Consider the following 23,054-nt stretch of genomic DNA (forward strand, 5'->3'; position numbering starts at 1 on the left):
TTACATTCTCTGTAAGAAATGTCTTATCTTTAATGTTGAAAATATGTTTCATTTTAATTTTTTCATTATTAATTAGTTAATTATAATAAAAATCCGCAGTGTCACTGATGGGGTGTTGAGAAACACTGTCAATTACCCCTTGCTGAAAGCTGACAATTAATACATCTTATTACTTAAGTTAGTAACCGGTTACAGTGTGTGTAACCGTTACTATAGGTAACAAAATAACGTTACTGCACTCGGGTTGTTTTCAGGAAGAAACATTGTTTCAGGAAGAGGCATTGTTTTAGGAAGAAACGCTGTTTTAAGGATAAACACTGTTTTAGGAAGAAACAGTCGTTTCAGGAAGAAGCGTTGTTTTCAGGAAGATAAACAGTTTTCAGGAAGAAGAACGGTTTTCAGGAAGAAACATGATTTCAGGATGAAATCAGGGACACCTCCAGGAAGGAGACCGAGAGCCGATTAGGAATATCGGTGGGGCAGGAGCCTAAAGGGATTGAATCACGGAAGATACAGGATGGAAACGTCAGGAAGAAAGTGGGACGCCAGCAAGGATTGTGGGTTAGGACGACCAAAAAGGAAAAGTTTTCACGGATGAGCAGGGATGCAAATGTGTAGCGGGATAGCTATAAAACGAACCGGGGGTACTGAGCAATCAGTACCCCCAATTTTTTGCCTGTAAAGGTTTGAAACTGGTGCTATTGCCGATACTGCATGACCCAAATACGACGATTGGGTCAGGTTGATATCAGTGCTATGCTTTGCCGCCATTACTGTTGGCGTCAAGGGCGAGAAACCGCATGAGCAGAGAGAACCAGGTTCGTCAGTCATTATTCGATATTGAGCGCGCATTGAGGGAAAGCCCTTTCTGGCAGGTTGTCCCGCCGGAAGAGGAGGCGTTTAACAGCACGGAGCCTTTCAGCCTCGATACCATGAAACCCGAAGAGTGGTTGCAGTGGGTCTTTTTGCCACGTATGCATGCCTTATTGGACAGCGAGCTGGCACTGCCCGCGGAGCTGGTTTTACTGCCTTATTTTGAAGAAGCGCTGGAAGGGTCGCCAGAAGAGACCGCGGCGGTTTTGTTGCGTATCAAGCAGCTCGATGAGCTATTCACCCCCGATGTACAGGATGGCGCAGTGCACGATGCTTGAGATTATTTATCAGGATGAGCATCTGGTTGCCGTCAATAAACCCAGCGGCTGGTTAGTCCATCGTAGCTGGCTGGATCGCAAAGAAAAAGTCGTGGTGATGCAGACCGTGCGCGATCAGATCGGCCAGCACGTGTATACCGTTCATCGCCTCGACAGGCCGACATCCGGCGTGTTACTGCTCGCGCTGTCCAGCGAGGTGGCGCGTACGTTATCCCAGCAGTTTGAATCGCACCAGATGCAGAAAATGTATCATGCCGTTGTACGAGGCTATGTGCTGGATGATGGCGTGATCGACTATGCGCTCACCGAAGAATTGGACAAGATCGCCGACAAGTTTACCAATCCTGATAAGGCGCCGCAGCCTGCCGTCACGCATTACCGTTCTTTGGCGCAGGTCGAGATGCCGGTCGCCATCGGCCGTTACCCCACAGCCCGCTACAGTCTGATGGAGCTGAAGCCACAGACCGGGCGCAAGCACCAACTCCGCCGCCATATGTCACATATCCACCATCCGATTATTGGCGATACCGCGCACGGCGACCTGCGACACAATCGCGGCATGGAATCGCACTTCTCCTGCGGCAGACTCATGCTGCATGCCAGCGAGTTGCAACTGAATCATCCTGTGAGCGGGCAGCCATTGACGTTGCAGGCGCGTTGGGATGCGCCGTGGCAGGGCGTGATGACACAGTTTGGCTGGAAGGGGATTCTCCCTGAGTTTGAAGGGGTTGAGTTTCCTGCCGACTCAGGTCAGGATAGCGAGCATTTCGTCGAGCAGTAATCTCTGTCTTATTACTGCCGTATTACTTTTATATCAAACATATCGAATTAAAAAGGGAGTCAGAAGCATGGCGCAGATTGGTATTTTTGTTGGTACAGTCTACGGGAATGCATTGCTGGTGGCCGAAGAAGCCGAAAATATCCTCAAGGATCGTGGCCACGAGGTTAAGGTCTTTGAAGACGCGACACTGGAATCCTGGCTGGACTACCGCGAGCAGACGGTTTTAGTTGTCACGTCGACGACGGGACAAGGCCAGTTGCCTGATTCTATTGTTCCGCTTTACGCCGCACTGCGTGAAAACGGTGGTTACCAGCCCGCGCTGCGCTATGGCGTGATTGCGCTGGGTGACAGCAGTTATCCGAACTTCTGCGCGGGCGGTCATCTGTTCGATGCCTTATTGCAGGAAATCGGTGCTAAGCGTCTGGGTGATGTTTTGGACGTTGATGCCGTCGAGCATCCAGAGCCAGAAGTGATTTCATGCCCGTGGGTTGAAGCATGGGCTGATTTGGTTGATGCGCAGTGATGCCGTGCTGAAATGACAAACGGGAGCCTGTCGTGCTCCCGTTTTCGTTTGCGGCCTGTTGAGATAATCGCGTTTAGCGATTCTTGGTCAGCTTCTCTAAATCCGCTTCGATTTCGGTAATTTTGTTGGAAACCACGCTTTCCAGATGACGCAGATCGTCAAGAATTTTGCGCTTCAGATCGACTTCAACCTGTTCCTGCTGACAGATCTTGTCTAATTCATCAATCACATAGCGCAGATTTGGGCTGATCTCGTTGATCTCTTTGTAGCCCTGTCCTGAGTTGTCTGCCACGACGGTTTTGCGCTGGCGCGGATACTTGAACTTCACGCTTTTAGCGAAAAATTCGCCCTTATCTTTACGGAAGTAGATCTTCAGGATGTCGTTGTTCGCTTCCTGACGCAGGCTATAGCGATCGATATCATCGGGATTGGTAATGCCCAGGCTTTTTAGATTGTCATACATAGCGTCACCTTCTCGGTTTTTAGATAGTCCTGATTATCATGCCAGCGAGAACCTACGCTGTTTATACCCGCCATACCGAAGTATTTAGGGAACATATAAATAACTTATCGTTCGAGCATAAAAAAACGGCGGGTGATTAACCCGCCGTTTCTAGTTTAGTCGATGGAGCGTAATAACTCATTGATTCCCACTTTCGCGCGGGTTTTCGCATCCACTTTCTTCACAATGATTGCGCAGTACAGGCTGTGGCTGCCATCTTTGGACGGCAGGTTGCCGGAAACCACAACGGAGCCAGCCGGGACGCGGCCATAGTGAATTTCACCAGTTTCACGATCGTAAATACGGGTGCTTTGGCTGATGAACACGCCCATGGAGATGACGGAACCTTCCTCAACGACAACGCCTTCCACAACTTCAGAACGCGCACCGATGAAGCAGTTATCTTCGATGATGGTAGGGTTAGCCTGTAAAGGCTCCAGAACACCACCGATGCCGACGCCGCCGGACAGGTGAACGTTTTTACCGATCTGAGCACAAGAACCTACGGTTACCCACGTATCGACCATGGTGCCTTCATCGACGTAAGCACCGATGTTGACGTAAGACGGCATCAGCACGGTGTTACGTGCGATATAGGCACCGCGACGCACGCTGGCCGGCGGTGCTACGCGCACGCCTTCACGCTGGAAACGCGCTTCATCATAGTCAGCGAATTTCATGGGTACTTTGTCGAAAAAGCGTGTTTCTCCGCCTTCGATAAGTTGGTTATCGTTAATACGGAAAGAGAGCAGCACGGCTTTCTTCAACCACTGGTGGGTAACCCATTGGCCGTCGATTTTCTCTGCAACGCGCAGGGCGCCGCTATCCAGCAGGTTGATAGCCTGAGTGACGGCTTCACGCGTGACGGTGTCTGCGTTTGCCGGAGTGATTTCAGCGCGGCGCTCGAAAGCCGTCTCAATGATGTTCTGTAATTGTTGGTGCATCCTGATTTCTCTTTCCTGATTGTAAAAATTAACTCAATGGTACTTTATCGTTTGGGTTAAGGGCTTCTGTCAACCGTTCTTGCAATTTAAGGCGTAAATCTGGCTTTAATGCCCGTCTGTCGCTATCGGCCAGAATGAAAAGATCCTCTACCCGCTCGCCGATTGTGGAAATGCGTGCGCCGTGCAGCGACAGGTTGAGATCGGCAAAAATTTCACCGATACGTGCCAGCAGCCCAGGTTGATCGAGTGCGCTGAGCTCCATGTAGCTACGTCTGTCCGTATGTGTCGGCAGAAAGTTAACTTCGGTTGGCACGCTGAAATGGCGTAGCTTGGGCGATGGTCGGCGCACGCGCGGGTGTTGATAGTGCCGATGTGTCAGCGCCTGTTCCAGTGCGTGGCGTATCATTTCATGCCGATCCTGCGCCAGTGGGCTGCCGTCCGGTTCCAGCACGATGAACGTATCCATCGCCATGCCGTCGCGGCTGGTAAAAATCTGCGCATCGTGCACGCTGAGGTTGCGTCGATCTAACTCACCGGCAACCGCCGCGAAAAGATAAGGCCTGTCTGGGCTCCAGATAAAAATCTCTGTACCGCCACGGCTGGCTTGATGACTGATCAACACTAGCGGTTTGTTGACGTCGTGCTCCAGCAGATGACGTGCGTGCCAGGCTAGCTGGTTTGGCGAGTGGCGCAGGAAATAATCGGCTCGACAGCGGCTCCAGATATGGTGCAGCGCTTCTTCGTCAATATTGTCCATGCGCAGTAGCGCCAGCGCCTGCAACCGATGGTGGCGGACACGTTCGCGTAAATCTGGGGTATTTTGCATTCCGCGGCGCAGCTGCTTCTCGGTAGCGAAATAGAGCTCACGCAACAGGCTCTGTTTCCAACTGTTCCACAGCGTTTCATTGGTGGCACAGATATCCGCAACTGTCAGGCTGACCAGATAGCGCAGACGGGTTTCGCTTTGCACTTCTGTAGCAAATTGCTGAATGACGGTGGGATCCTGAATGTCACGACGCTGTGCGGTGACGGACATCAGCAAGTGGCAGCGCACCAGCCAGGAAACCAACTGCGCTTCGCGCGAGTTCAGCCCGTGCAATGTGGCAAACTCCAGCACATCCTGCGCGCCCAGCTCAGAGTGATCGCCCCCGCGGCCTTTCGCGATATCGTGGAACAACGCAGCCAGTAGCAATAATTCGGGCTGGGGCAGGCGAGGGTAGAGCTCTACGCACAGCGGATGCTGTGGTCGCGTATCCTCGTCTGCGAAGCTTTCCAGCTTGAGCAGAACGCGGATCGTGTGCTCATCCACCGTATAGGCGTGAAACAGATCGAACTGCATCTGACCGACGATGTTTCCCCACAGCGGCATATACGCCCACAGCACGCTGTGGCGATGCATTGGCAACAGCGCACGACTTACCGCATGCGGATGGCGCAGAATATTCATGAACAGCTGGCGCGCTTCTGGGATGGTGCAAAGCGGGCTGGCGAGATGGCGACGAGCATGGCGCAGCTGGCGCAACGTGGTGGAGTAAATGCCGCTGATATCGCGGTTGCGGACCATCAGGTAGAACATACGCATGATGGCTTCCGGCTTTTTGATAAACAGGTTTTCATCGCGCAGATCTAGCAGATTGCCGCGTAGCTGAAACTCATCGTCAATCGGACGAGGCTTTTCACTCGCATCCAACGCGAGAATCGCTTCGTCAAAGAGCTGCAACAGCATCTGGTTCAACTCGCTGACGCGACGCGTCATACGGTAGAAATCCTTCATCATGCGCTCGACTGGCGTGTTGCCTTCGCCCTGATATTGCAGCAGCTGTGCGACGTTCAACTGCCTGTCGAACAGAAGTCGGTTGTCGTAACGTGGCAGGATCAAATGCAGGGCGAAGCGGATGCGCCACAAAAAGCTTTGGCATTCGTTCAGCTCTTTACGCTCCGCTTCGGTTAGAAAGCCGAAACCCACCATTTCGTTGAGCGAGGTCGCGCCGAAGTGACGTCTTGCAACCCACAGCAGCGTGTGAATATCACGTAGTCCACCTGGGCTGCTCTTGATATCAGGCTCCAGATTATAGCTGGTGCTGTGATAGCGTTGATGGCGTTCCTGCTGTTCGGCGATTTTGGCCGGAAAAAAAGTGGAGGATGGCCAAAATTCATCACTGAATACGTGCTTTTGCAGCGTGAGAAACAGAGCGACGTCGCCGCATATCATGCGCGATTCGATCAGATTGGTTGCGACGGAAATATCGGCGTGTCCTTCCTGTAGGCACTCTTTTAGCGTTCTGACGCTATGGCCGACTTCCAGTTTCAGATCCCATAGCAGGGTGATGAATTGGCCGACGTGCAGGGAATGTTCCTCACTCAGCGTCGTCTGGCTTAAGACTAGCACGTCGATATCGGAAAGTGGGTGTAGTTCACCACGGCCATATCCGCCTACGGCGACCAGTGCCGTTTGGGCAATATTTTCAAAACCGTAGAAATACCACAGCCGCTGCAACAGACGATCGATAAACAAGGTTCTGGCATCAATCAGCTTTTCTGCGCTGACACCGGAACGGAATTCTGAACCGAGCCAAAGCTGGAATAACTCCAACTGCTGTTTTAGCACTTGGCAATTCAGCATGTCATCCGCGTAGGTCAGCGGTGACGCGGGCAACTGCGCGGGTGCAATGGGATCTGTAGGGCTGTTTGATGAGGACGCGTCAGGTGGCGTACTGTCTGGCGAAAAGTGGTTATCTGTCATAGCGCAGCCCATAAAAAAACGCAGAGCGCGTTTTTCAACGTCGCTTGCGACGGCCCGTAGGGGGCGTGCTTTCTGCACGCCATAAAAAAAGCCGGCGTCTGCCGGCTTCGTGTTTACTGTTCATGCGTGATGATGTTGGGGATTGTGTCATCCTTTCGCAACGTCATTATTTCGCAGCCGTTATCGGTTACCACAATAGTATGCTCGTACTGTGCCGACAAGCTGCGATCTTTGGTTTTTACCGTCCAGCCGTCTTTCATCGTACGAATACGGTAATCACCAGCATTGAGCATAGGCTCGATCGTAAATGCCATTCCCGCCTGTAGCACCACGCCACCGTCGTCAGCATCGTAGTGCAGAACCTGTGGCTCTTCGTGGAAGCCCTTGCCGATGCCGTGACCACAATATTCACGCACCACTGAGAAGTTATTCCCTTCAGCAAACTGCTGGATCGCTTTGCCCAACGTACGCAGGCGAATGCCCGGCTTAACCATTTTCAGCGCCAGATAAAGGCTTTCCTGCGTGATGCGGCAGAGGCGCTCACCCAAAATGGTGGGTTTGCCGACGATAAACATTTTTGACGTATCGCCGTGGAAGTCGTCTTTGATTACGGTGACGTCGATATTGACGATATCGCCGTCTTTCAAAATGCGTTCTTCGCTAGGAATGCCGTGGCACACCACTTCATTGATGGAGATGCAGACGGATTTCGGGAAGCCGTGGTAGCCCAGACAAGCAGAAATGGCCTGCTGCTTGTTGGTGATGTGATCGTGACAGATTCTGTCTAATTCGGCAGTGCTCACGCCCGGTACCACGTGGGGTTCGATGATTTCCAGGACTTCGGCAGCCAGACGGCCAGCTACGCGCATTTTTTCGATGTCTTCAGGAGTTTTAATTGAAATTGCCATTGATGATTGTCCGCAGGTGCCTGTTAAGCACAAAAATTAAGAGCGATAACTAATAACTTATGTTACCAGCCATGCCGTTGGCTTGCCAAACTATCATTCTGATTTGTGGACGATTGAATAACAAATGTTGGTGTCGCTGGGGGATTTATGGTATAAAGCGCGCCGATGATCCGGCTGGATATCGGTTATACGATATTCAACGACATCGACTAAACTCACTTTGTGTAAATAACACACACATGTCGGCACGTTCGCCGGGGTGCTCCTGAGGTGTTTCACCGGATGGGGTCGGCGCAATGGGACATGTGGAGGCATAACCCCATACTTAATTAATAGAGGTAATCATGGCAACTGTTTCCATGCGCGATATGCTCAAGGCTGGCGTACACTTTGGTCACCAGACCCGTTACTGGAACCCGAAAATGAAGCCATTCATTTTCGGTGCACGTAACAAAGTTCACATCATCAACCTTGAAAAAACTGTACCAATGTTCAACGACGCTTTGGCTGAGCTGGGCAAAATTGCTTCTCGCAAAGGCAAAATTCTGTTCGTTGGTACCAAGCGCGCAGCAAGCGAAGCGGTAAAAGATGCGGCCAACAACTGCGATCAGTTCTACGTGAACCATCGTTGGTTGGGCGGTATGCTGACTAACTGGAAAACCGTTCGTCAGTCCATCAAACGTTTGAAAGATCTGGAAACCCAATCTCAAGACGGCACGTTCGACAAGCTGACCAAAAAAGAGGCGCTGATGCGCACTCGTGAACTGGACAAGCTGGAAAACAGCCTGGGCGGTATCAAAGATATGGGCGGTCTGCCAGACGCGCTGTTCGTTATCGACGCCGATCACGAGCACATCGCAATCAAAGAAGCTAACAACCTGGGTATTCCGGTATTCTCAGTGGTTGATACCAACTCCGATCCAGATGGCGTTGACTACATCATCCCTGGTAACGATGACGCAATCCGTGCAGTTAACCTGTACCTGAGCGCTGTTGCTACTGCTGTCCGCGAAGGCCGTTCTCAAGATCTGGCTGTGCAGGCAGAAGAAGGCTTAGTAGAAGCTGAATAATAAGTCTGGCTCGTTGAGCCCTTATTAACCAGGTAGTACTAGTTTGGTTAGGGGCCTTTTTATGGCCCCTTTTTCACTTTTAAAGCTGTTTGGTCGTGACGACCAGGCAGAACAAATCTTCCGAGGATTTTAGAATGGCTGAAATTACCGCATCCCTGGTAAAAGAGCTGCGTGAGCGTACCGCTGCGGGCATGATGGAATGTAAGAAGGCGCTAGTTGAAGCTAACGGTGACATCGAGCTGGCAATCGAAAACATGCGTAAATCCGGCGCGATCAAAGCGGCGAAAAAAGCAGGTAATGTTGCTGCTGATGGCGTGATCAAGACTAAGATCGACGGTCACTACGCTGTGATCCTGGAAGTTAACTGCCAGACCGACTTCGTTGCTAAAGACGGTGGTTTCCAGGCATTTGCTGACAAAGTGCTGGACGCTGCGGTTGCAGGCAAAATCACTGACGTTGACGTGTTGAAAGCACAGTTCGAAGAAGAGCGTGTTGCACTGGTTGCGAAAATTGGTGAAAACATCAACATTCGTCGCGTTTCTGCTCTGGAAGGCGAAGTTCTGGGTAACTACCAACACGGTGCGCGCATCGGTGTTCTGGTTGCCGCTAAAGGCGCTGACGAAGAGCTGGTTAAACACCTGGCTATGCACGTTGCAGCAAGCAAGCCTGAATTCGTTAAGCCAGAAGACGTGTCTGCTGAAGTGGTAGAGAAAGAGTACCAGGTTCAGTTGGAAATCGCGATGCAGTCTGGCAAGCCGAAAGAAATCGCAGAGAAAATGGTTGAAGGCCGTATGAAGAAATTCACCGGTGAAGTTTCTCTGACGGGTCAGCCTTTCGTTATGGATCCAGCCAAGTCTGTTGGTCAACTGCTGAAAGAGCACAACGCTGACGTGACTAACTTCATCCGTTTCGAAGTGGGTGAAGGTATTGAGAAAGTTGAGACTGACTTTGCTGCTGAAGTTGCAGCAATGAGTAAGCAGTCTTAATAGCAAAAAAAGAGCCGCCAGTTGGCGGTTCCTTTTTATCCAGCCCAAAGAGTTTTAGTTCACTTGGTTTCCTGCATTCAGATAGGGGCCGGGTGGAATAGTTTTGATTTTTACAACCCCCCAATACGACGACAGCCTGTAGGATAAGAACACCATGGCAACCAATGCAAAACCCGTCTATCAACGAATCCTGCTGAAGCTCAGTGGCGAAGCTTTACAGGGAACTGAAGGTTTTGGGATCGATGCGAGCATTCTGGATCGCATGGCTCAGGAAGTGAAAGAACTGGTTGAGTTAGGCATTCAGGTCGGTGTGGTTATCGGCGGTGGTAACCTGTTTCGTGGCGCGGGTCTGGCTAAAGCGGGTATGAACCGCGTTGTGGGCGACCACATGGGAATGCTGGCGACCGTCATGAATGGTCTGGCAATGCGTGATGCGTTGCACCGTGCCTATGTGAACGCTCGTCTGATGTCTGCCATTCCCCTGAATGGCGTCTGTGACAATTACAGCTGGGCAGAAGCGATTAGCCTGCTGCGTAATAACCGCGTAGTGATTTTCTCCGCTGGAACAGGCAACCCTTTCTTCACCACAGATTCTGCGGCTTGCCTGCGCGGCATTGAGATTGAAGCGGATGTCGTATTGAAAGCGACAAAAGTCGATGGCGTCTATTCTGCCGATCCAGTGAAAGATCCTACAGCGACGATGTATGAAACGCTAACTTATCAAGACGTGTTAGAACGTGAGCTGAAAGTCATGGATCTTGCCGCGTTCACGCTGGCGCGCGACCATAATTTACCAATCCGTGTTTTCAACATGAACAAGCCTGGCGCACTGCGTCGCGTTGTCATGGGTGAAAAAGAAGGGACGTTGATTAGTCAGTAATAACGGCTAATCCCGATTATAGGGTAATATATTCTCAGTATTGCTCTATACGCCAGCCGCGCGCTGGCATTAATTATTCACCGGGTCATGTACTGACATGGCCTGCCAGGCAACCAGTTTTCAAGGGTTCACAACGTGACTAATGAAATCAGAAAAGATGCTGAAACGCGCATGGACAAATGTGTTGAAGCGTTTAAAAACCAGATCAGCAAAATCCGTACCGGCCGTGCGTCACCTAGCATTCTCGATGGCATTCATATTGAATACTATGGCAGCGCAACGCCACTGCGTCAGGTTGCTAACGTTGTCGTAGAAGACTCCCGCACGCTGGCGATTTCGGTATTCGATCGTTCGCTTGGCCCTGCGGTTGAGAAAGCGATCATGGCCTCCGATCTCGGCCTGAACCCGTCTTCTGCTGGCACCGTAATCCGTGTTCCACTGCCACCGCTGACGGAAGAGCGTCGTAAAGACCTGATCAAAGTAGTTCGTGGCGAAGCAGAGCAGGGCCGTATCTCCGTACGTAACGTGCGCCGTGATGCTAACGACAAACTGAAAGCGCTGCTGAAAGATAAAGCGATCAGTGAAGATGAAGAACGTCGCGCTCAGGACGACGTGCAGAAACTGACTGACAACTTCATCAAGAAAGTAGACGTCGCACTGGCAGAAAAAGAAGCGGAGCTGATGGAGTTTTAATCAGCCCGTTGAGTATTGCGTCGCAGGAAATCTATGGGCTTGCCCTCTTTTTTCGGCGGCGCTTTATTTTTATATCATGGTAATCGTCCCAGATTCGTGTACCTTCCTGTCATTAAATCCGGTTATTCAGAGCATTTTTAATGAAGCAACTGACAATTCTTGGTTCCACTGGCTCTATTGGCGTCAGTTCTCTGGCAGTGATTAAAGCCAATCCCGATAAATTTGCTGTACGTGCGCTATCCGCCGGGTACAACGTCAAGCTGATGCTGGAGCAGTGTCTCACTTTCCAACCGGCCTATGCCTCAATGGCTGATGAAGCCTCAGCAACAGCTTTGCGCCAGCAGTTGGCGGAATACGGTTGCAAAACGGAAGTGCTGGCGGGAGAACAGGCCGCGTGTGAACTTGCTGCATTGGATGGCGTCGATCAGGTCATGGCCGCGATTGTGGGGGCGGCAGGGCTATTGCCGACGCTGGCGGCCATCCATGCCGGAAAACAGGTTTTGTTAGCGAATAAAGAATCACTGGTTACCTGTGGACGTCTCTTTATGGACGCTGTGGCGCGAAGTGGCGCACAGCTTTTACCGATTGATAGCGAACATAATGCGATTTTTCAGAGTTTACCTGAGCAAATTCAGCGTCAATTAGGCTACGCTGCATTGTCGCAGCATGGTGTCGAACGTATTGTTCTGACCGGTTCTGGTGGGCCATTTCGTGAAACACCGATGTCGATGCTGGCAGACATGACTCCAGATCAGGCATGTGCGCACCCAAACTGGTCCATGGGGCGAAAAATTTCGGTTGATTCTGCCACGATGATGAACAAGGGGCTGGAATATATCGAAGCGCGCTGGCTGTTTAATGCTTCTGCCGAACAGATGGAAGTGATTATTCATCCGCAGTCGGTGATTCACTCGATGGTGCGTTACCGTGATGGCAGCGTTCTGGCGCAGTTGGGGTCACCTGATATGCGTACGCCGATTGCTCATGCGATGGCTTATCCTGAACGCGTGGCCTCGGGTGCAAAAGCGTTAGATTTTTGCCAAATTGGCGCGCTGACATTTTTGGCACCGGACTATGCGCGCTATCCTTGTTTACAGTTGGCAATTGATGCCTGTAATCATGGTCAGTCGGCCACGACGGCATTGAACGCTGCAAATGAAATTGCGGTAGCGGCATTTTTACAGTCGCAGATTCGCTTTACGGATATCGCGACAGTAAATCGGCATGTCATTGAACAGCTTACATTACCAGAACCCGCCAGCGTTGATGATGTTTTGTTCATTGACCGCTGGGCCAGACAGGCTGCAGTACAGACTTTGACACACAACGTGCGATAGCCTGATAGACCTGTGGCACAATTTGTTCATGTGCGGTGGAGGTGGTATAGTCTGCGCCACTCAATAGTTGATTATGCGAAATTTGTTTAATTGACTGTGAATCTAAGCTGTGATCGTTCACGGCTTTTTTTGCGCTAACGGGGTCTGATGTTACGGAAGAACTGTTGTATTTCTTGCTTGAGGAAATAAGTACGCGTTATGCCGTCCGATAATCAAAAGAATACTAACGATCTGCCATTCGCGGGGCCGCGGCATGTTGCCATTATCATGGATGGCAATGGTCGCTGGGCGAAAAGCCGGGGGAGAATGCGGATTTTTGGCCATCAGGCTGGTGTAAAGGCTGTGCGACGTTCAGTCAGTTTTGCAGTGAGCCAAGGGCTGGATGCATTGACGCTTTACGCATTTAGCAGTGAAAACTGGAACCGACCGGCGCAGGAAGTTTCCGCACTCATGGAGCTATTTGTTCGGGCATTGGACAGCGAAGTGAAAAGCCTGCACAAGCACAATGTTCGCTTACGTGTGATTGGTGACACTGGCCGCTTTAGTCCTCGTTTACAAGAGCGAATCCGTCGTTCAGAAGTGCTGACAGAAAAGAATCAGGGACTCACACTGAATATTGCCGCGAATTATGGCGGCCGTTGGGATATTATTCAGGGAGTACGACAACTTGCAGAGCAGGTGCAGGAAGGCATGCTGCTGCCTGATAGCATTAATGAAACGTCATTATGTCAGTACATCTGTCTGAACGATCTAGCTCCGGTTGATTTGGTGATCAGAACCGGTGGGGAACACCGCATCAGTAATTTTCTTCTGTGGCAAATTGCTTACGCTGAACTTTACTTTACTGATGTCCTCTGGCCTGATTTCGATGAACAAGTCTTTGAAGGTGCGCTGAATGCTTTTGCACAACGCGAGCGCCGCTTCGGGGGAACAACACCTATCGATGCTGATGCATCCTAGGGGGAACTTTTGCTGAAGTATCGCCTGATTACTGCTTTTATTTTGATCCCAATTGTGATTGCAGCACTTTTCTTGCTGCCTCCTCTGGGATTCGCGCTTGTTACGCTGGCTGTTTGTATGTTGGCGGCATGGGAATGGGGTCAACTTGCGGGGTTTGCTTCTTATGGTCAACGTCTGTGGCTCGCGATCCTGTGTGGTTTCTTGCTGGCGCTGATGCTGTTATCACTCCCGGCCTACCATTATTCCGTCCATATTCCGCAAATCAGTATCGCGCTCTGGTCATCACTGGTGTGGTGGGGTGTCGCGCTGCTGTTGGTGCTATTCTATCCAATTTCCGCCTCATTTTGGCGTCATTCTCGTATGTTGCGACTGTTGTTCGGTATTATGACGATCGTGCCGTTTTTCTGGGGCATGGTCGCGTTGCGCCATTATAATTACGCGATTAATCCATTCGCTGGTGCCTGGTGGCTGCTGTACGTCATGCTGCTAGTGTGGGGCGCTGACAGCGGTGCCTACATGTTCGGTAAACTGTTTGGTAAGCGTAAACTCGCGCCAAAAGTCTCACCGGGCAAAACCTGGGAAGGCTTTCTCGGTGGTCTGGCAACCTCGGCGCTTATCTCTGTGCTGTTTAGCCTTTATGCGCCGTTAACGGTAGCGCCAGCAACGTTGTTGATTTGTTCTATTGCTGCTGCGCTGGCCTCGGTGTTGGGTGATTTGACGGAAAGTATGTTCAAACGCGAGGCGGGCATCAAAGACAGTAGCCATTTGATTCCGGGGCACGGTGGCGTGCTCGATCGTATCGACAGCCTGACGGCTGCGGTTCCTGTGTTCTCTTGCCTGATGCTGCTGCTGTTTAAAGTGGCTTAGAATAAAGCGGTAGAGCTATTTATGCTGAGTTTTCTCTGGAATCTTGCCGCGTTTATCATCGCACTGGGTGTGCTGGTCACTGTCCATGAATTTGGACATTTCTGGGTAGCGCGCCGCTGTGGTGTGAAGGTCGAACGCTTCTCAGTCGGTTTCGGACGTGCGCTATGGCGGCGTCGCGATCGTACCGGTACAGAATTCGTGATTGCGCTGATCCCACTTGGCGGCTACGTGAAGATGCTGGATGAGCGTGTCGATACGGTCGCGCCAGAATTCCGTCACCAGTCATTTAACAGTAAAACGGTTTGGCAACGTGCGGCTATTGTCAGCGCTGGGCCGATTGCCAATTTTCTGTTTGCGATTGTGGCGTACTGGCTGGTGTTTATTATTGGCGTACCGGGTGTGCGTCCAGTCGTGGGTGAAATACTGCCCAACTCCATCGCGGCGCAGGCGGAAATGTCGGTGGGAACGGAACTAAAGTCCGTTGATGGTATCGAAACGCCTGATTGGGATACCGCGCGTCTGGCGCTGATCGGTAAAATCGGCGATAGCGATGTCGTGATCGGAACTGCACCTTTAGGCTCCGACCGTGTCGTCCAGAAAACGCTGGATTTGCGCGAGTGGCAGTTTGAGCCTGATAAGCAAGATCCTGCTGCTTCGCTCGGGATTATCCCGCGTGGTCCGCAAATCGAGCCGGTATTGCATCAGGTACAAGCCGATTCGGCGGCGGAAAAAGCAGGTTTGCAAGTCGGAGATAGGATCGTTAAAGTCGACGGGCAGGCGCTAGCGCAATGGCGTGATTTTGTCATCGCTGTGCGTGATAACCCCGGGCAATCTATTGCTCTGGAGGTGGAGCGCAACGGCTCAACGGTGCCGTTGATGTTAACGCCAGACAGCAAATCTGTGGGAAGTGGCAGAGTTGAAGGGCTGGCAGGCGTAATGCCAAGCGTGACGCCACTGCCTGAAGAATACAGGACTGTGCGCCAGTATGGGCCGTTCAGCGCGATCTACCAAGCAACAGATAAAACCTGGCAACTGATGAAATTGACCGTCAGTATGTTAGGGAAACTGGTTATGGGTGATGTTAAGCTGAACAACCTGAGCGGTCCCATTTCGATTGCTCAGGGCGCAGGAATGTCAGCAGATTATGGATTGATTTATTACCTCATGTTTTTGGCCTTAATCAGTGTCAATTTGGGGATTATCAATCTATTCCCTCTGCCGGTATTGGATGGTGGACACCTGCTCTTTCTTGCGGTTGAAAAATTGAAAGGCAGGCCGGTTTCTGAGCGTGTGCAGGACGTTAGCTATCGCATTGGTACAGTGTTGCTGATGTTGTTAATGGGACTCGCACTTTTCAATGATTTCTCTCGTCTCTAGGCGCGGGATTAGGTTAGGAAAAACGCATAACAACGATGGCGATCAAAAAGTTGCTCATAGCGTCGCTGCTGTTTAGCAGCGCAACCGTATACGGTGCAGACGGGTTCGTAGTGAAGGATATTCATTTTGAGGGCCTGCAAAGGGTTGCTGTCGGGGCGGCATTACTCAGTATGCCTGTCCGCGTTGGTGATACCATCGGTGACGATGATATCGGTAACACCATCCGTGCCTTGTTTGCGACCGGAAATTTTGAAGATGTTCGTGTCCTGCGCGATGGCGAAACGTTGATTGTGCAGGTGAAAGAACGTCCAACCATCGCCAGCGTCACGTTTTCTGGCAATAAGTCAGTCAAAGACGACATGCTGAAAGAAAACCTGGAGGCCTCCGGCGTGCGCGTCGGTGAAGCGTTAGACCGCACTGCGCTCACCAACATCGAAAAAGGGCTGGAAGATTTCTACTACAGCGTGGGTAAGTACAGTGCGTCGGTTAAAGCCGTCGTCACGCCACTGCCGCGTAACCGCGTAGACCTGAAACTGGTCTTCACAGAAGGCGTTTCCGCCAAGATCCAACAGATTAATATTGTCGGTAACAAAGCGTTCAGCTCCGACGAATTGATCTCCCGTTTCCAACTGCGTGATGAAGTGCCGTGGTGGAACGTGGTGGGCGATCGTAAATACCAGAAACAAAAACTGTCTGGTGACTTGGAAACCCTACGGAGTTTCTATCTGGATCGCGGCTATGCGCGTTTCAACATCGATTCCACGCAGGTGAGCTTGACGCCGGATAAAAAAGGTATCTATATCACCATCAATATGACGGAAGGCGAGCAGTACAAGCTGTCTGGCGTAGCGGTGAAAGGTAATCTGGCTGGTCACTCTGCGGAAATCGAAGGATTAACGAAGATTGAGCCGGGTGAACTCTACAACGGGACGAAAGTGACCCGGATGGAAGAGGACATCAAAAAACTGCTGGGTCGTTATGGTTATGCCTATCCACGCGTGGTCACTCAGCCGGAAATCAATGACGCAGACAAGACGGTGAAATTAAACATCAACGTTGATGCCGGTAACCGTTTCTATGTGCGTCATATCCGCTTTGACGGTAACGACACGTCTAAAGACTCCGTTCTGCGCCGTGAAATGCGTCAGATGGAAGGTGCCTGGTTAGGCAACGATCTGGTTGAGCAGGGCAAAGAGCGTTTAAACCGACTGGGATACTTTGAAAGCGTTGATGTAGAAACGCAGCGCGTTCCCGGCGTGGCCGATCAGGTTGATGTAACGTATAAAGTCAAAGAGCGTAATACGGGTACATTCAACTTTGGTGTCGGTTTCGGTACAGAAAGCGGCGTGAGCTTCCAGGCTGGGGTCCAGCAGGACAACTGGCTGGGAACGGGTAACTCCGTTGGCATCAGCGGGACTAAAAATGACTACCAGACGTATGTCGAACTGTCACTGACCGACCCGTACTTTACCGTTGATGGTGTTAGCCTCGGTGGTCGTGTCTTCTATAACAAGTTTGAGGCGTCTGACGCCGATCTGTCTGACTACACCAACGTGAGCTATGGCGTTGGCAGCACCTTGGGCTTCCCGATTAACGAGAATAACTCACTGCGTGTCGGTCTGGATTATGTACATAACGATCTGTCGGATATGAGACCGCAGGTAGCGATGTGGCGTTATCTGGATTCCGTGGGGGTCAATCCAGAGGTTGTTGCTGGTACTAACAATAAATCTAGTGCAGATTTCAAAGCGAACGATTTCTTCCTGAATACTGGATGGTCGTATAACAATCTGGACCGTGGTTACTTCCCAACCAAAGGAACGCGTGCGTCTGCGAATGCCAAGATCGCCGTGCCGGGTTCGGATAACGAATACTACAAACTGACGTTTGATTCGGCGAGTTACTATCCGTTAACCGACAGCGGTAAATGGGTGGTAATGGGCCGTACGCGTGCAGGTTTTGCCGATGGCATCGGGAGTAAAGAAGTGCCGTTCTACGACAACTTCTATGCCGGTGGGTCGAGCACGGTGCGTGGCTTCCAGTCGAATACGATTGGTCCTAAAGCGGCGTATTACAACTGTGCTGTGGGTGCAACGTCGTATTCTGGTTGTCCGATTGATAAAACCAATCTGGACGATGCCGTGGGCGGTAACGCGATGGCCGTGCTGAGTGCGGAACTGATCGTGCCGACGCCGTTCATTAGTGATAAATACGCGAGCTCCGTACGTACTTCCTTCTTTGTGGATGGCGGTACGGTATGGGATACCAACTGGAAAAATACACAGGAAACGATTGACGCAGGCGTACCGGATTACAGCAAGGCGAGCAACTTCCGTGTTTCCAGCGGTATCGCGTTACAATGGATGTCTCCGCTTGGGCCATTGGTCTTCTCCTATGCCCAGCCGGTTAAAAAGTACGATGGAGACAAGTCGGAACAATTCCAGTTTAACATTGGCAAAACTTGGTAGTGTGACGTCAATAGGTCGTATGCAGGGAATGTCGCATTGTTGTTCATGGACATGAATGGTTGAACATAAACCGTTCATGTCATGACGCGATGCTCATAATTAAAGTGTTAAGACACAAATTAGGTTAGGTTGAGGAGTTTATAGTGAAAAAGTGGTTATGTGCCGCAGGCCTCGGTTTAGCATTGGCTGCTTCAGCCAGCGTTCAGGCTGCTGACAAAATTGCCGTTGTTAACGTCTCCAGCATTTTCCAACAGCTGCCGCAGCGCGAAACCGTTGGCAAACAGCTGGAAAACGAATTCAAAGGCCGTGCTTCTGAACTGCAATCGATGGAAAACGATTTACAGACCAAGATGCAGAAGCTGCAGCGTGATGGCTCTACCATGAAAGCGAGCGATCGCAGCAAAATGGAAAAAGACGTCATGGCGCAGCGCGAGCAGTTCTCTACTAAAGCGCAGGCTTTTGAGCAGGACAACCGTCGCCGTCAGACTGAAGAACGTAACAAAATCCTGAGCCGTATTCAGGATGCGGTGAAAGCCGTTGCAACCAAAGAAGGTTATGATGTTGTGATTGACGCTAACGCCGTTGCGTATGTCGCCAATGCTAAAGACATTACTGCCGATGTGCTGAAACAGGTTAAATAATACATGTATTCAATTCGACTGGACGCGTTAGCTCAACAGTTGGATGCACAATTACACGGTGATGGCGATATCGTCATCACCGGTGTTGCTTCTATGCATTCAGCAAAAACTGGGCAAATTACGTTTCTTTCCGACAGTCGTTACCGTGAGCAACTGGCCGGGACGCAAGCGTCAGTGGTCGTGCTGACGGAAGCGGATTTACCTTACTGTCAGGTTGCGGCGCTGGTAGTGAAGAATCCCTATCTTACCTATGCGCGTATGGCGCAACTGCTGGATACGACGCCGCAGCCAGCAACCGATATTGCGCCGAGTGCGGTTATTTCGCCAGGCGCGACGCTGGGCCAGAACGTGTCCGTTGGCGCAAATGCCGTCATCGAATCTGGTGCACAGCTGGGTGATGGTGTTGTCATTGGCCCCGGCTGCTTTATCGGCAAAGATGCCCGCATTGGTGCCGGTACTCGCTTATGGGCAAATGTGACGATTTATCACCGCGTTGAGCTGGGTGAGCATTGCCTGATCCAGTCGGGAACGGTGATCGGTTCTGACGGCTTTGGCTATGCCAACGATCGCGGCAACTGGGTGAAGATCCCGCAGTTGGGGACGGTCAGAATTGGCGATCGGGTTGAGATTGGCGCGAGCACAACCATCGATCGTGGTGCGTTGGATGATACGGTCATTGGCAATGGTGTTATCATTGATAACCAATGTCAGATTGCGCACAACGTCGTGATTGGCGACAATACCGCGGTCGCGGGTGGCGTCATTATGGCGGGGAGCTTGAAAATTGGTCGTTATTGCATGATCGGTGGTGCCAGCGTGATTAACGGGCACATGGAGATCTGCGATAAAGTGACGGTAACGGGAATGGGGATGGTCATGCGACCAATCACAGAACCTGGGGTATACTCTTCGGGCATTCCTTTGCAACCCAACAAAGTGTGGCGCAAAACTGCAGCGCTGGTGATGAATATTGATGAGATAAGCAAACGGTTGAAAGCCGTTGAACGAAAAGTCGATAACGTTTAATCACTCGCGTTTTATTTGCGGCCTGCCTGAAGACACCTAATTTAGGGTCTGCGCAGGCCGTGTTGTTGATGGCATCAGTTTTTTATGGACAGGAAGAGTATTTTGACTACTGACACTCATACTCTGAATATTGAAGAGATTTTAGAATTATTACCGCACCGTTTCCCGTTTTTGCTGGTTGATCGGGTACTGGATTTTGAAGAAGGGAAGTTTCTGCGGGCGGTGAAAAACGTCTCTTTCAACGAACCCTTCTTTCAGGGGCATTTCCCGGGTAAACCGATTTTTCCCGGCGTGTTGATTCTGGAAGCCATGGCTCAGGCTACCGGTATTCTTGCGTTTAAAAGCGTAGGTAAACTGGAACCGGGTGAGCTGTATTATTTCGCCGCTGTTGACGAAGCGCGCTTTAAGCGCCCGGTACAGCCAGGCGATCAAATGATCCTTGAAGTTGAATTCATCAAAGAGCGTCGCGGCGTTGCGCGCTTTAAAGGTGTTGCCAAAGTTGATGGCGAAGTGGCCTGTGAAGCGTCAATGATGTGTGCTCGCCGTCGGGAGTCCTGATAACGTGATTGATCAAACCGCCTTTATTCACCCTAGTTCGATTGTTGAAGACGGTGCCATTATTGGTGCTGGCGTTCATATTGGCCCTTTCTGCTATATCGGTTCTCAGGTTGAGATCGGTGAGGGGACGGTGCTGAAATCACATGTCGTCGTCAATGGCGTCACTAAAATTGGTCGCGACAACGAAATCTATCAGTTCACGTCAATTGGTGAAGTGAATCAGGATCTCAAATATGCTGGGGAACCGACCCGCGTTGAGATTGGCGATCGTAACCGCATCCGTGAAAGCGTCACGATTCACCGCGGCACGACACAGGGCGGCGGGTTGACTAAAGTCGGTAGCGATAACCTGTTGATGATCAACACGCATATCGCACATGACTGCGTAGTGGGTAGCCGTTGTATTCTGGCGAATAACGCGACGCTGGGCGGCCACGTTTCCGTCGATGATTTTGCGATTATTGGTGGGATGACGGCTGTACACCAGTTCTGCATCATCGGTGCTCACGTCATGGTTGGTGGATGCTCCGGTGTGGCGCAAGATGTACCGCCTTATGTTATCGCTCAGGGTAACCACGCCACGCCGTTTGGCCTGAATATTGAAGGCCTGAAGCGTCGTGGATTCGAAAAAGAAACCCTGCACGCGATCCGTAACGCGTACAAGCTTCTCTACCGCAGCGGTAAAACGCTGGACGAAGTGAAACCGGAAATTGAAGCGCTGGCGGCTGAATACCCGGCGGTGCAGGCGTTTACCGATTTCTTTGCCCGTTCTACTCGCGGCATCATTCGTTAATCCATGTCATCACGTCCTTTGACTATTGGGCTGGTCGCCGGGGAAACTTCCGGCGACATCCTTGGCGCAGGCCTGATCCGGGCGCTAAAAGAAAAGGTGCCCGATGCGCGGTTTGTCGGTGTTGCCGGGCCGCGTATGCAGGCCGAAGGCTGTGAAGCCTGGTACGAGATGGAAGAGCTGGCTGTCATGGGTATTGTGGAAGTGCTTGAACGGCTTCCTCGCCTATTGAAAATTCGGCGGGATTTAACCCAGCGCTTTAGCGAACTTCAACCTGATGTCTTCGTGGGCATTGATGCACCTGATTTCAATATCACGCTAGAGGGGAACCTCAAGCAGCGCGGTATCAATACTATTCACTACGTCAGCCCGTCCGTATGGGCATGGCGGCAAAAACGCGTTTTCAAAATAGGTAAAGCGACCAATCTGGTGCTGGCTTTTTTGCCTTTTGAAAAAGCGTTTTACGATCGTTTCAATGTCCCTTGTCGCTTTATCGGCCATACGATGGCTGATGCGATGCCGCTGCATCCCGATAAGCTGGCTGCACGTGCGACGTTGGGTATTGCGCCTGATGTGCATTGTCTGGCTCTGCTGCCGGGAAGTCGCGGTGCAGAAGTTGAAATGCTTAGCGCAGATTTTCTCAATACGGCTGTGCTACTGCGCCAGCATTTTCCCGATCTGGAAATCGTGGTTCCGCTGGTCAACAGCAAGCGGCGTGAACAATTTGAGCGGATAAAAAGTAGCGTGGCGCCCGATCTGCGCGTGCATCTGCTGGATGGGCAGGCGCGTGAAGCCATGATTGCCAGTGATGCGGCACTATTGGCATCCGGTACGGCGGCGCTGGAGTGCATGCTGGCGAAATGCCCGATGGTTGTCGGTTATCGCATGAAGCCTTTTACCTTCTGGCTGGCACAGCGCTTGGTCAAAACGCCGTGGGTTTCGCTGCCGAATTTGCTGGCTGGGCGAGAGCTGGTGACGGAATTGCTACAGACCGATTGTACGCCGGATAAGCTGGCTGCTGCGCTACTGCCGCTGTTTGCCGATACGGAAGAAATGGCTGAGCTACGCACGACGTTTGTGGATTTGCATCAGCAGATTCGCTGTAACGCCGATGAGCAGGCGGCTCAGGCGGTACTGGAATTAGTAAAGCCATGTTAGTAAAACCATCCAATAAAACCATGAGTGAAATATTTATCTATCCGCAGGCGACCTGTATCGCTGGCGTTGATGAAGTGGGCCGTGGCCCTCTGGTTGGCGCGGTCGTAACGGCTGCGGTGATTCTTGATCCAACCAGGCCAATTGTCGGGTTGGCGGATTCCAAACAGCTGAGTGAAAAACGTCGGCTGTCGCTCTATGATGAAATCAAAGAGAAGGCGCTGGCGTGGAGCCTTGGCCGTGCGGAACCGGAAGAGATTGATCAACTGAATATCCTGCATGCTACGATGCTGGCAATGCAGCGTGCGGTGGCTGGATTGGCTATCGTGCCTGATTTTGTTCTCATTGACGGCAACCGTTGCCCGGCATTGCCGATGTCCGCTCAGGCGGTTGTTAAAGGGGATAGCCGTGTGGCAGAAATCAGCGCGGCCTCGATTATGGCGAAAGTGACTCGCGATCGTGAGATGGTCGAATTGGATCAACGCTTCCCCGCTTATGGTTTTGCCCAACACAAAGGTTATCCAACGGCTTTTCATCTGGAGAAACTGGCCGCACTGGGTGCCACTGAGTTTCACCGTCGGAGCTTCGCGCCAGTCAAACGTGCTTTAGGTCTGGCGTAAACATCATCATTAACTCTCGGTATGGCGTGCGCACGTAAGCGTGTCGTTGCCATGCTGACTAATCGATAAATTCT

The 23,054-nt window shown here is 51.3% G+C and carries 22 protein-coding genes; 18 read left to right on the forward strand and 4 right to left on the reverse strand.

Translation table 11 applies throughout. The annotated features are described in order from the left end of the window. Positions 1-800: 800 nt before the first annotated feature. The 3 genes from JFY74_04965 (at position 801) to JFY74_04975 (ending at position 2,455) form a co-directional block, all read left to right on the forward strand. Positions 801-1,151: a YqcC family protein gene (locus JFY74_04965; GenBank protein QQG29413.1), complete on the forward strand. Its 351-nt coding sequence runs from the start codon at positions 801-803 to the stop codon at positions 1,149-1,151. Next, entirely contained in the window at positions 1,144-1,932 is a 789-nt protein-coding gene (gene truC, locus JFY74_04970) for a tRNA pseudouridine(65) synthase TruC (protein QQG29414.1), read from the forward strand. The genes JFY74_04965 and truC overlap by 8 nt, the downstream gene beginning before the upstream one ends. A gap of 67 nt (positions 1,933-1,999) precedes the next feature. Continuing rightward, complete coding sequence (locus JFY74_04975; GenBank protein ID QQG29415.1) at positions 2,000-2,455, forward strand: flavodoxin; 456 nt, start codon at positions 2,000-2,002, stop codon at positions 2,453-2,455. A gap of 73 nt (positions 2,456-2,528) precedes the next feature. Here JFY74_04975 and JFY74_04980 read toward each other — a convergent pair whose 3' ends face one another. The 4 genes from JFY74_04980 to map all read right to left on the reverse strand — a co-directional run bounded on the left by JFY74_04980 (position 2,529) and on the right by map (position 7,552). Next, on the reverse strand, positions 2,529-2,918 hold the full coding sequence (locus JFY74_04980) for a DUF3461 family protein (GenBank protein ID QQG29416.1): 390 nt from the start codon (positions 2,916-2,918) through the stop codon (positions 2,529-2,531). A 155-nt stretch (positions 2,919-3,073) separates the two neighbouring features. Continuing rightward, the gene (gene dapD, locus JFY74_04985; protein ID QQG29417.1) at positions 3,074-3,901 is read right to left on the reverse strand and encodes a 2,3,4,5-tetrahydropyridine-2,6-dicarboxylate N-succinyltransferase; all 828 of its coding nucleotides are present in this window, start codon (positions 3,899-3,901) and stop codon (positions 3,074-3,076) included. 28 nt (positions 3,902-3,929) lie between these two features. Beyond that, complete coding sequence (gene glnD / locus JFY74_04990) at positions 3,930-6,644, reverse strand: bifunctional uridylyltransferase/uridylyl-removing protein GlnD (protein QQG29418.1); 2,715 nt, start codon at positions 6,642-6,644, stop codon at positions 3,930-3,932. A 113-nt stretch (positions 6,645-6,757) separates the two neighbouring features. Next, positions 6,758-7,552, reverse strand: a complete 795-nt coding sequence (gene map / locus JFY74_04995) for a type I methionyl aminopeptidase (GenBank protein ID QQG29419.1) — start codon at positions 7,550-7,552, stop codon at positions 6,758-6,760. A gap of 344 nt (positions 7,553-7,896) precedes the next feature. Between map and rpsB the strand changes: the two genes are divergently transcribed. From rpsB to rnhB, 15 genes are all read left to right on the forward strand, one after another. Further along, positions 7,897-8,622, forward strand: a complete 726-nt coding sequence (rpsB, locus tag JFY74_05000) for a 30S ribosomal protein S2 (protein ID QQG29420.1) — start codon at positions 7,897-7,899, stop codon at positions 8,620-8,622. 134 nt (positions 8,623-8,756) lie between these two features. Next, entirely contained in the window at positions 8,757-9,608 is an 852-nt protein-coding gene (gene tsf / locus JFY74_05005) for an elongation factor Ts (protein QQG29421.1), read from the forward strand. Between the two features lie 154 nt (positions 9,609-9,762). Then, on the forward strand, positions 9,763-10,488 hold the full coding sequence (gene pyrH, locus JFY74_05010; protein QQG29422.1) for a UMP kinase: 726 nt from the start codon (positions 9,763-9,765) through the stop codon (positions 10,486-10,488). Positions 10,489-10,623: 135 nt separating this feature from the next. Next, complete coding sequence (gene frr, locus JFY74_05015; GenBank protein ID QQG29423.1) at positions 10,624-11,181, forward strand: ribosome recycling factor; 558 nt, start codon at positions 10,624-10,626, stop codon at positions 11,179-11,181. Positions 11,182-11,321: 140 nt separating this feature from the next. Beyond that, on the forward strand, positions 11,322-12,518 hold the full coding sequence (ispC, locus tag JFY74_05020) for a 1-deoxy-D-xylulose-5-phosphate reductoisomerase (protein QQG29424.1): 1,197 nt from the start codon (positions 11,322-11,324) through the stop codon (positions 12,516-12,518). 198 nt (positions 12,519-12,716) lie between these two features. Further along, positions 12,717-13,478: a (2E,6E)-farnesyl-diphosphate-specific ditrans,polycis-undecaprenyl-diphosphate synthase gene (ispU, locus tag JFY74_05025; GenBank protein ID QQG29425.1), complete on the forward strand. Its 762-nt coding sequence runs from the start codon at positions 12,717-12,719 to the stop codon at positions 13,476-13,478. A gap of 9 nt (positions 13,479-13,487) precedes the next feature. Further along, complete coding sequence (gene cdsA, locus JFY74_05030) at positions 13,488-14,345, forward strand: phosphatidate cytidylyltransferase (protein ID QQG29426.1); 858 nt, start codon at positions 13,488-13,490, stop codon at positions 14,343-14,345. Positions 14,346-14,366: 21 nt separating this feature from the next. After that, the gene (gene rseP / locus JFY74_05035; GenBank protein ID QQG29427.1) at positions 14,367-15,722 is read left to right on the forward strand and encodes a sigma E protease regulator RseP; all 1,356 of its coding nucleotides are present in this window, start codon (positions 14,367-14,369) and stop codon (positions 15,720-15,722) included. 35 nt (positions 15,723-15,757) lie between these two features. After that, positions 15,758-18,190: an outer membrane protein assembly factor BamA gene (gene bamA, locus JFY74_05040; GenBank protein ID QQG29428.1), complete on the forward strand. Its 2,433-nt coding sequence runs from the start codon at positions 15,758-15,760 to the stop codon at positions 18,188-18,190. Positions 18,191-18,333: 143 nt separating this feature from the next. Then, on the forward strand, positions 18,334-18,831 hold the full coding sequence (gene skp / locus JFY74_05045; protein ID QQG29429.1) for a molecular chaperone Skp: 498 nt from the start codon (positions 18,334-18,336) through the stop codon (positions 18,829-18,831). 3 nt (positions 18,832-18,834) lie between these two features. After that, the gene (gene lpxD / locus JFY74_05050; protein ID QQG29430.1) at positions 18,835-19,857 is read left to right on the forward strand and encodes a UDP-3-O-(3-hydroxymyristoyl)glucosamine N-acyltransferase; all 1,023 of its coding nucleotides are present in this window, start codon (positions 18,835-18,837) and stop codon (positions 19,855-19,857) included. 84 nt (positions 19,858-19,941) lie between these two features. Continuing rightward, positions 19,942-20,415: a 3-hydroxyacyl-ACP dehydratase FabZ gene (gene fabZ, locus JFY74_05055; GenBank protein ID QQG29431.1), complete on the forward strand. Its 474-nt coding sequence runs from the start codon at positions 19,942-19,944 to the stop codon at positions 20,413-20,415. Between the two features lie 4 nt (positions 20,416-20,419). After that, positions 20,420-21,208, forward strand: coding sequence for an acyl-ACP--UDP-N-acetylglucosamine O-acyltransferase (gene lpxA, locus JFY74_05060; protein QQG29432.1), 789 nt, complete (start codon positions 20,420-20,422; stop codon positions 21,206-21,208). 3 nt (positions 21,209-21,211) lie between these two features. Then, positions 21,212-22,363: a lipid-A-disaccharide synthase gene (gene lpxB, locus JFY74_05065; protein QQG29433.1), complete on the forward strand. Its 1,152-nt coding sequence runs from the start codon at positions 21,212-21,214 to the stop codon at positions 22,361-22,363. 20 nt (positions 22,364-22,383) lie between these two features. Further along, positions 22,384-22,980 carry a ribonuclease HII gene (rnhB, locus tag JFY74_05070; GenBank protein QQG30450.1) on the forward strand — a complete coding sequence of 199 codons (597 nt, stop codon included), beginning with the start codon at positions 22,384-22,386 and terminating at the stop codon, positions 22,978-22,980. Positions 22,981-23,054 lie beyond the last annotated feature (74 nt).

The sequence above is a fragment of the Pectobacterium carotovorum genome (assembly GCA_016415585.1).
GTDB lineage: Bacteria > Pseudomonadota > Gammaproteobacteria > Enterobacterales > Enterobacteriaceae > Pectobacterium > Pectobacterium carotovorum_K.

Coding starts and splice junctions, on each gene's coding strand:
- JFY74_04965 (QQG29413.1), top strand. CDS start 801: ATGAGCAGAGAGAACCAGGTTCGTCAGTCATTATTCGATATTGAGCGC.
- truC (QQG29414.1), top strand. CDS start 1,144: ATGCTTGAGATTATTTATCAGGATGAGCATCTGGTTGCCGTCAATAAA.
- JFY74_04975 (QQG29415.1), top strand. CDS start 2,000: ATGGCGCAGATTGGTATTTTTGTTGGTACAGTCTACGGGAATGCATTG.
- JFY74_04980 (QQG29416.1), bottom strand. CDS start 2,918: ATGTATGACAATCTAAAAAGCCTGGGCATTACCAATCCCGATGATATC.
- dapD (QQG29417.1), bottom strand. CDS start 3,901: ATGCACCAACAATTACAGAACATCATTGAGACGGCTTTCGAGCGCCGC.
- glnD (QQG29418.1), bottom strand. CDS start 6,644: ATGACAGATAACCACTTTTCGCCAGACAGTACGCCACCTGACGCGTCC.
- map (QQG29419.1), bottom strand. CDS start 7,552: ATGGCAATTTCAATTAAAACTCCTGAAGACATCGAAAAAATGCGCGTA.
- rpsB (QQG29420.1), top strand. CDS start 7,897: ATGGCAACTGTTTCCATGCGCGATATGCTCAAGGCTGGCGTACACTTT.
- tsf (QQG29421.1), top strand. CDS start 8,757: ATGGCTGAAATTACCGCATCCCTGGTAAAAGAGCTGCGTGAGCGTACC.
- pyrH (QQG29422.1), top strand. CDS start 9,763: ATGGCAACCAATGCAAAACCCGTCTATCAACGAATCCTGCTGAAGCTC.
- ispC (QQG29424.1), top strand. CDS start 11,322: ATGAAGCAACTGACAATTCTTGGTTCCACTGGCTCTATTGGCGTCAGT.
- ispU (QQG29425.1), top strand. CDS start 12,717: ATGCCGTCCGATAATCAAAAGAATACTAACGATCTGCCATTCGCGGGG.
- rseP (QQG29427.1), top strand. CDS start 14,367: ATGCTGAGTTTTCTCTGGAATCTTGCCGCGTTTATCATCGCACTGGGT.
- bamA (QQG29428.1), top strand. CDS start 15,758: ATGGCGATCAAAAAGTTGCTCATAGCGTCGCTGCTGTTTAGCAGCGCA.
- lpxD (QQG29430.1), top strand. CDS start 18,835: ATGTATTCAATTCGACTGGACGCGTTAGCTCAACAGTTGGATGCACAA.
- fabZ (QQG29431.1), top strand. CDS start 19,942: ATGGACAGGAAGAGTATTTTGACTACTGACACTCATACTCTGAATATT.
- lpxB (QQG29433.1), top strand. CDS start 21,212: ATGTCATCACGTCCTTTGACTATTGGGCTGGTCGCCGGGGAAACTTCC.
- rnhB (QQG30450.1), top strand. CDS start 22,384: ATGAGTGAAATATTTATCTATCCGCAGGCGACCTGTATCGCTGGCGTT.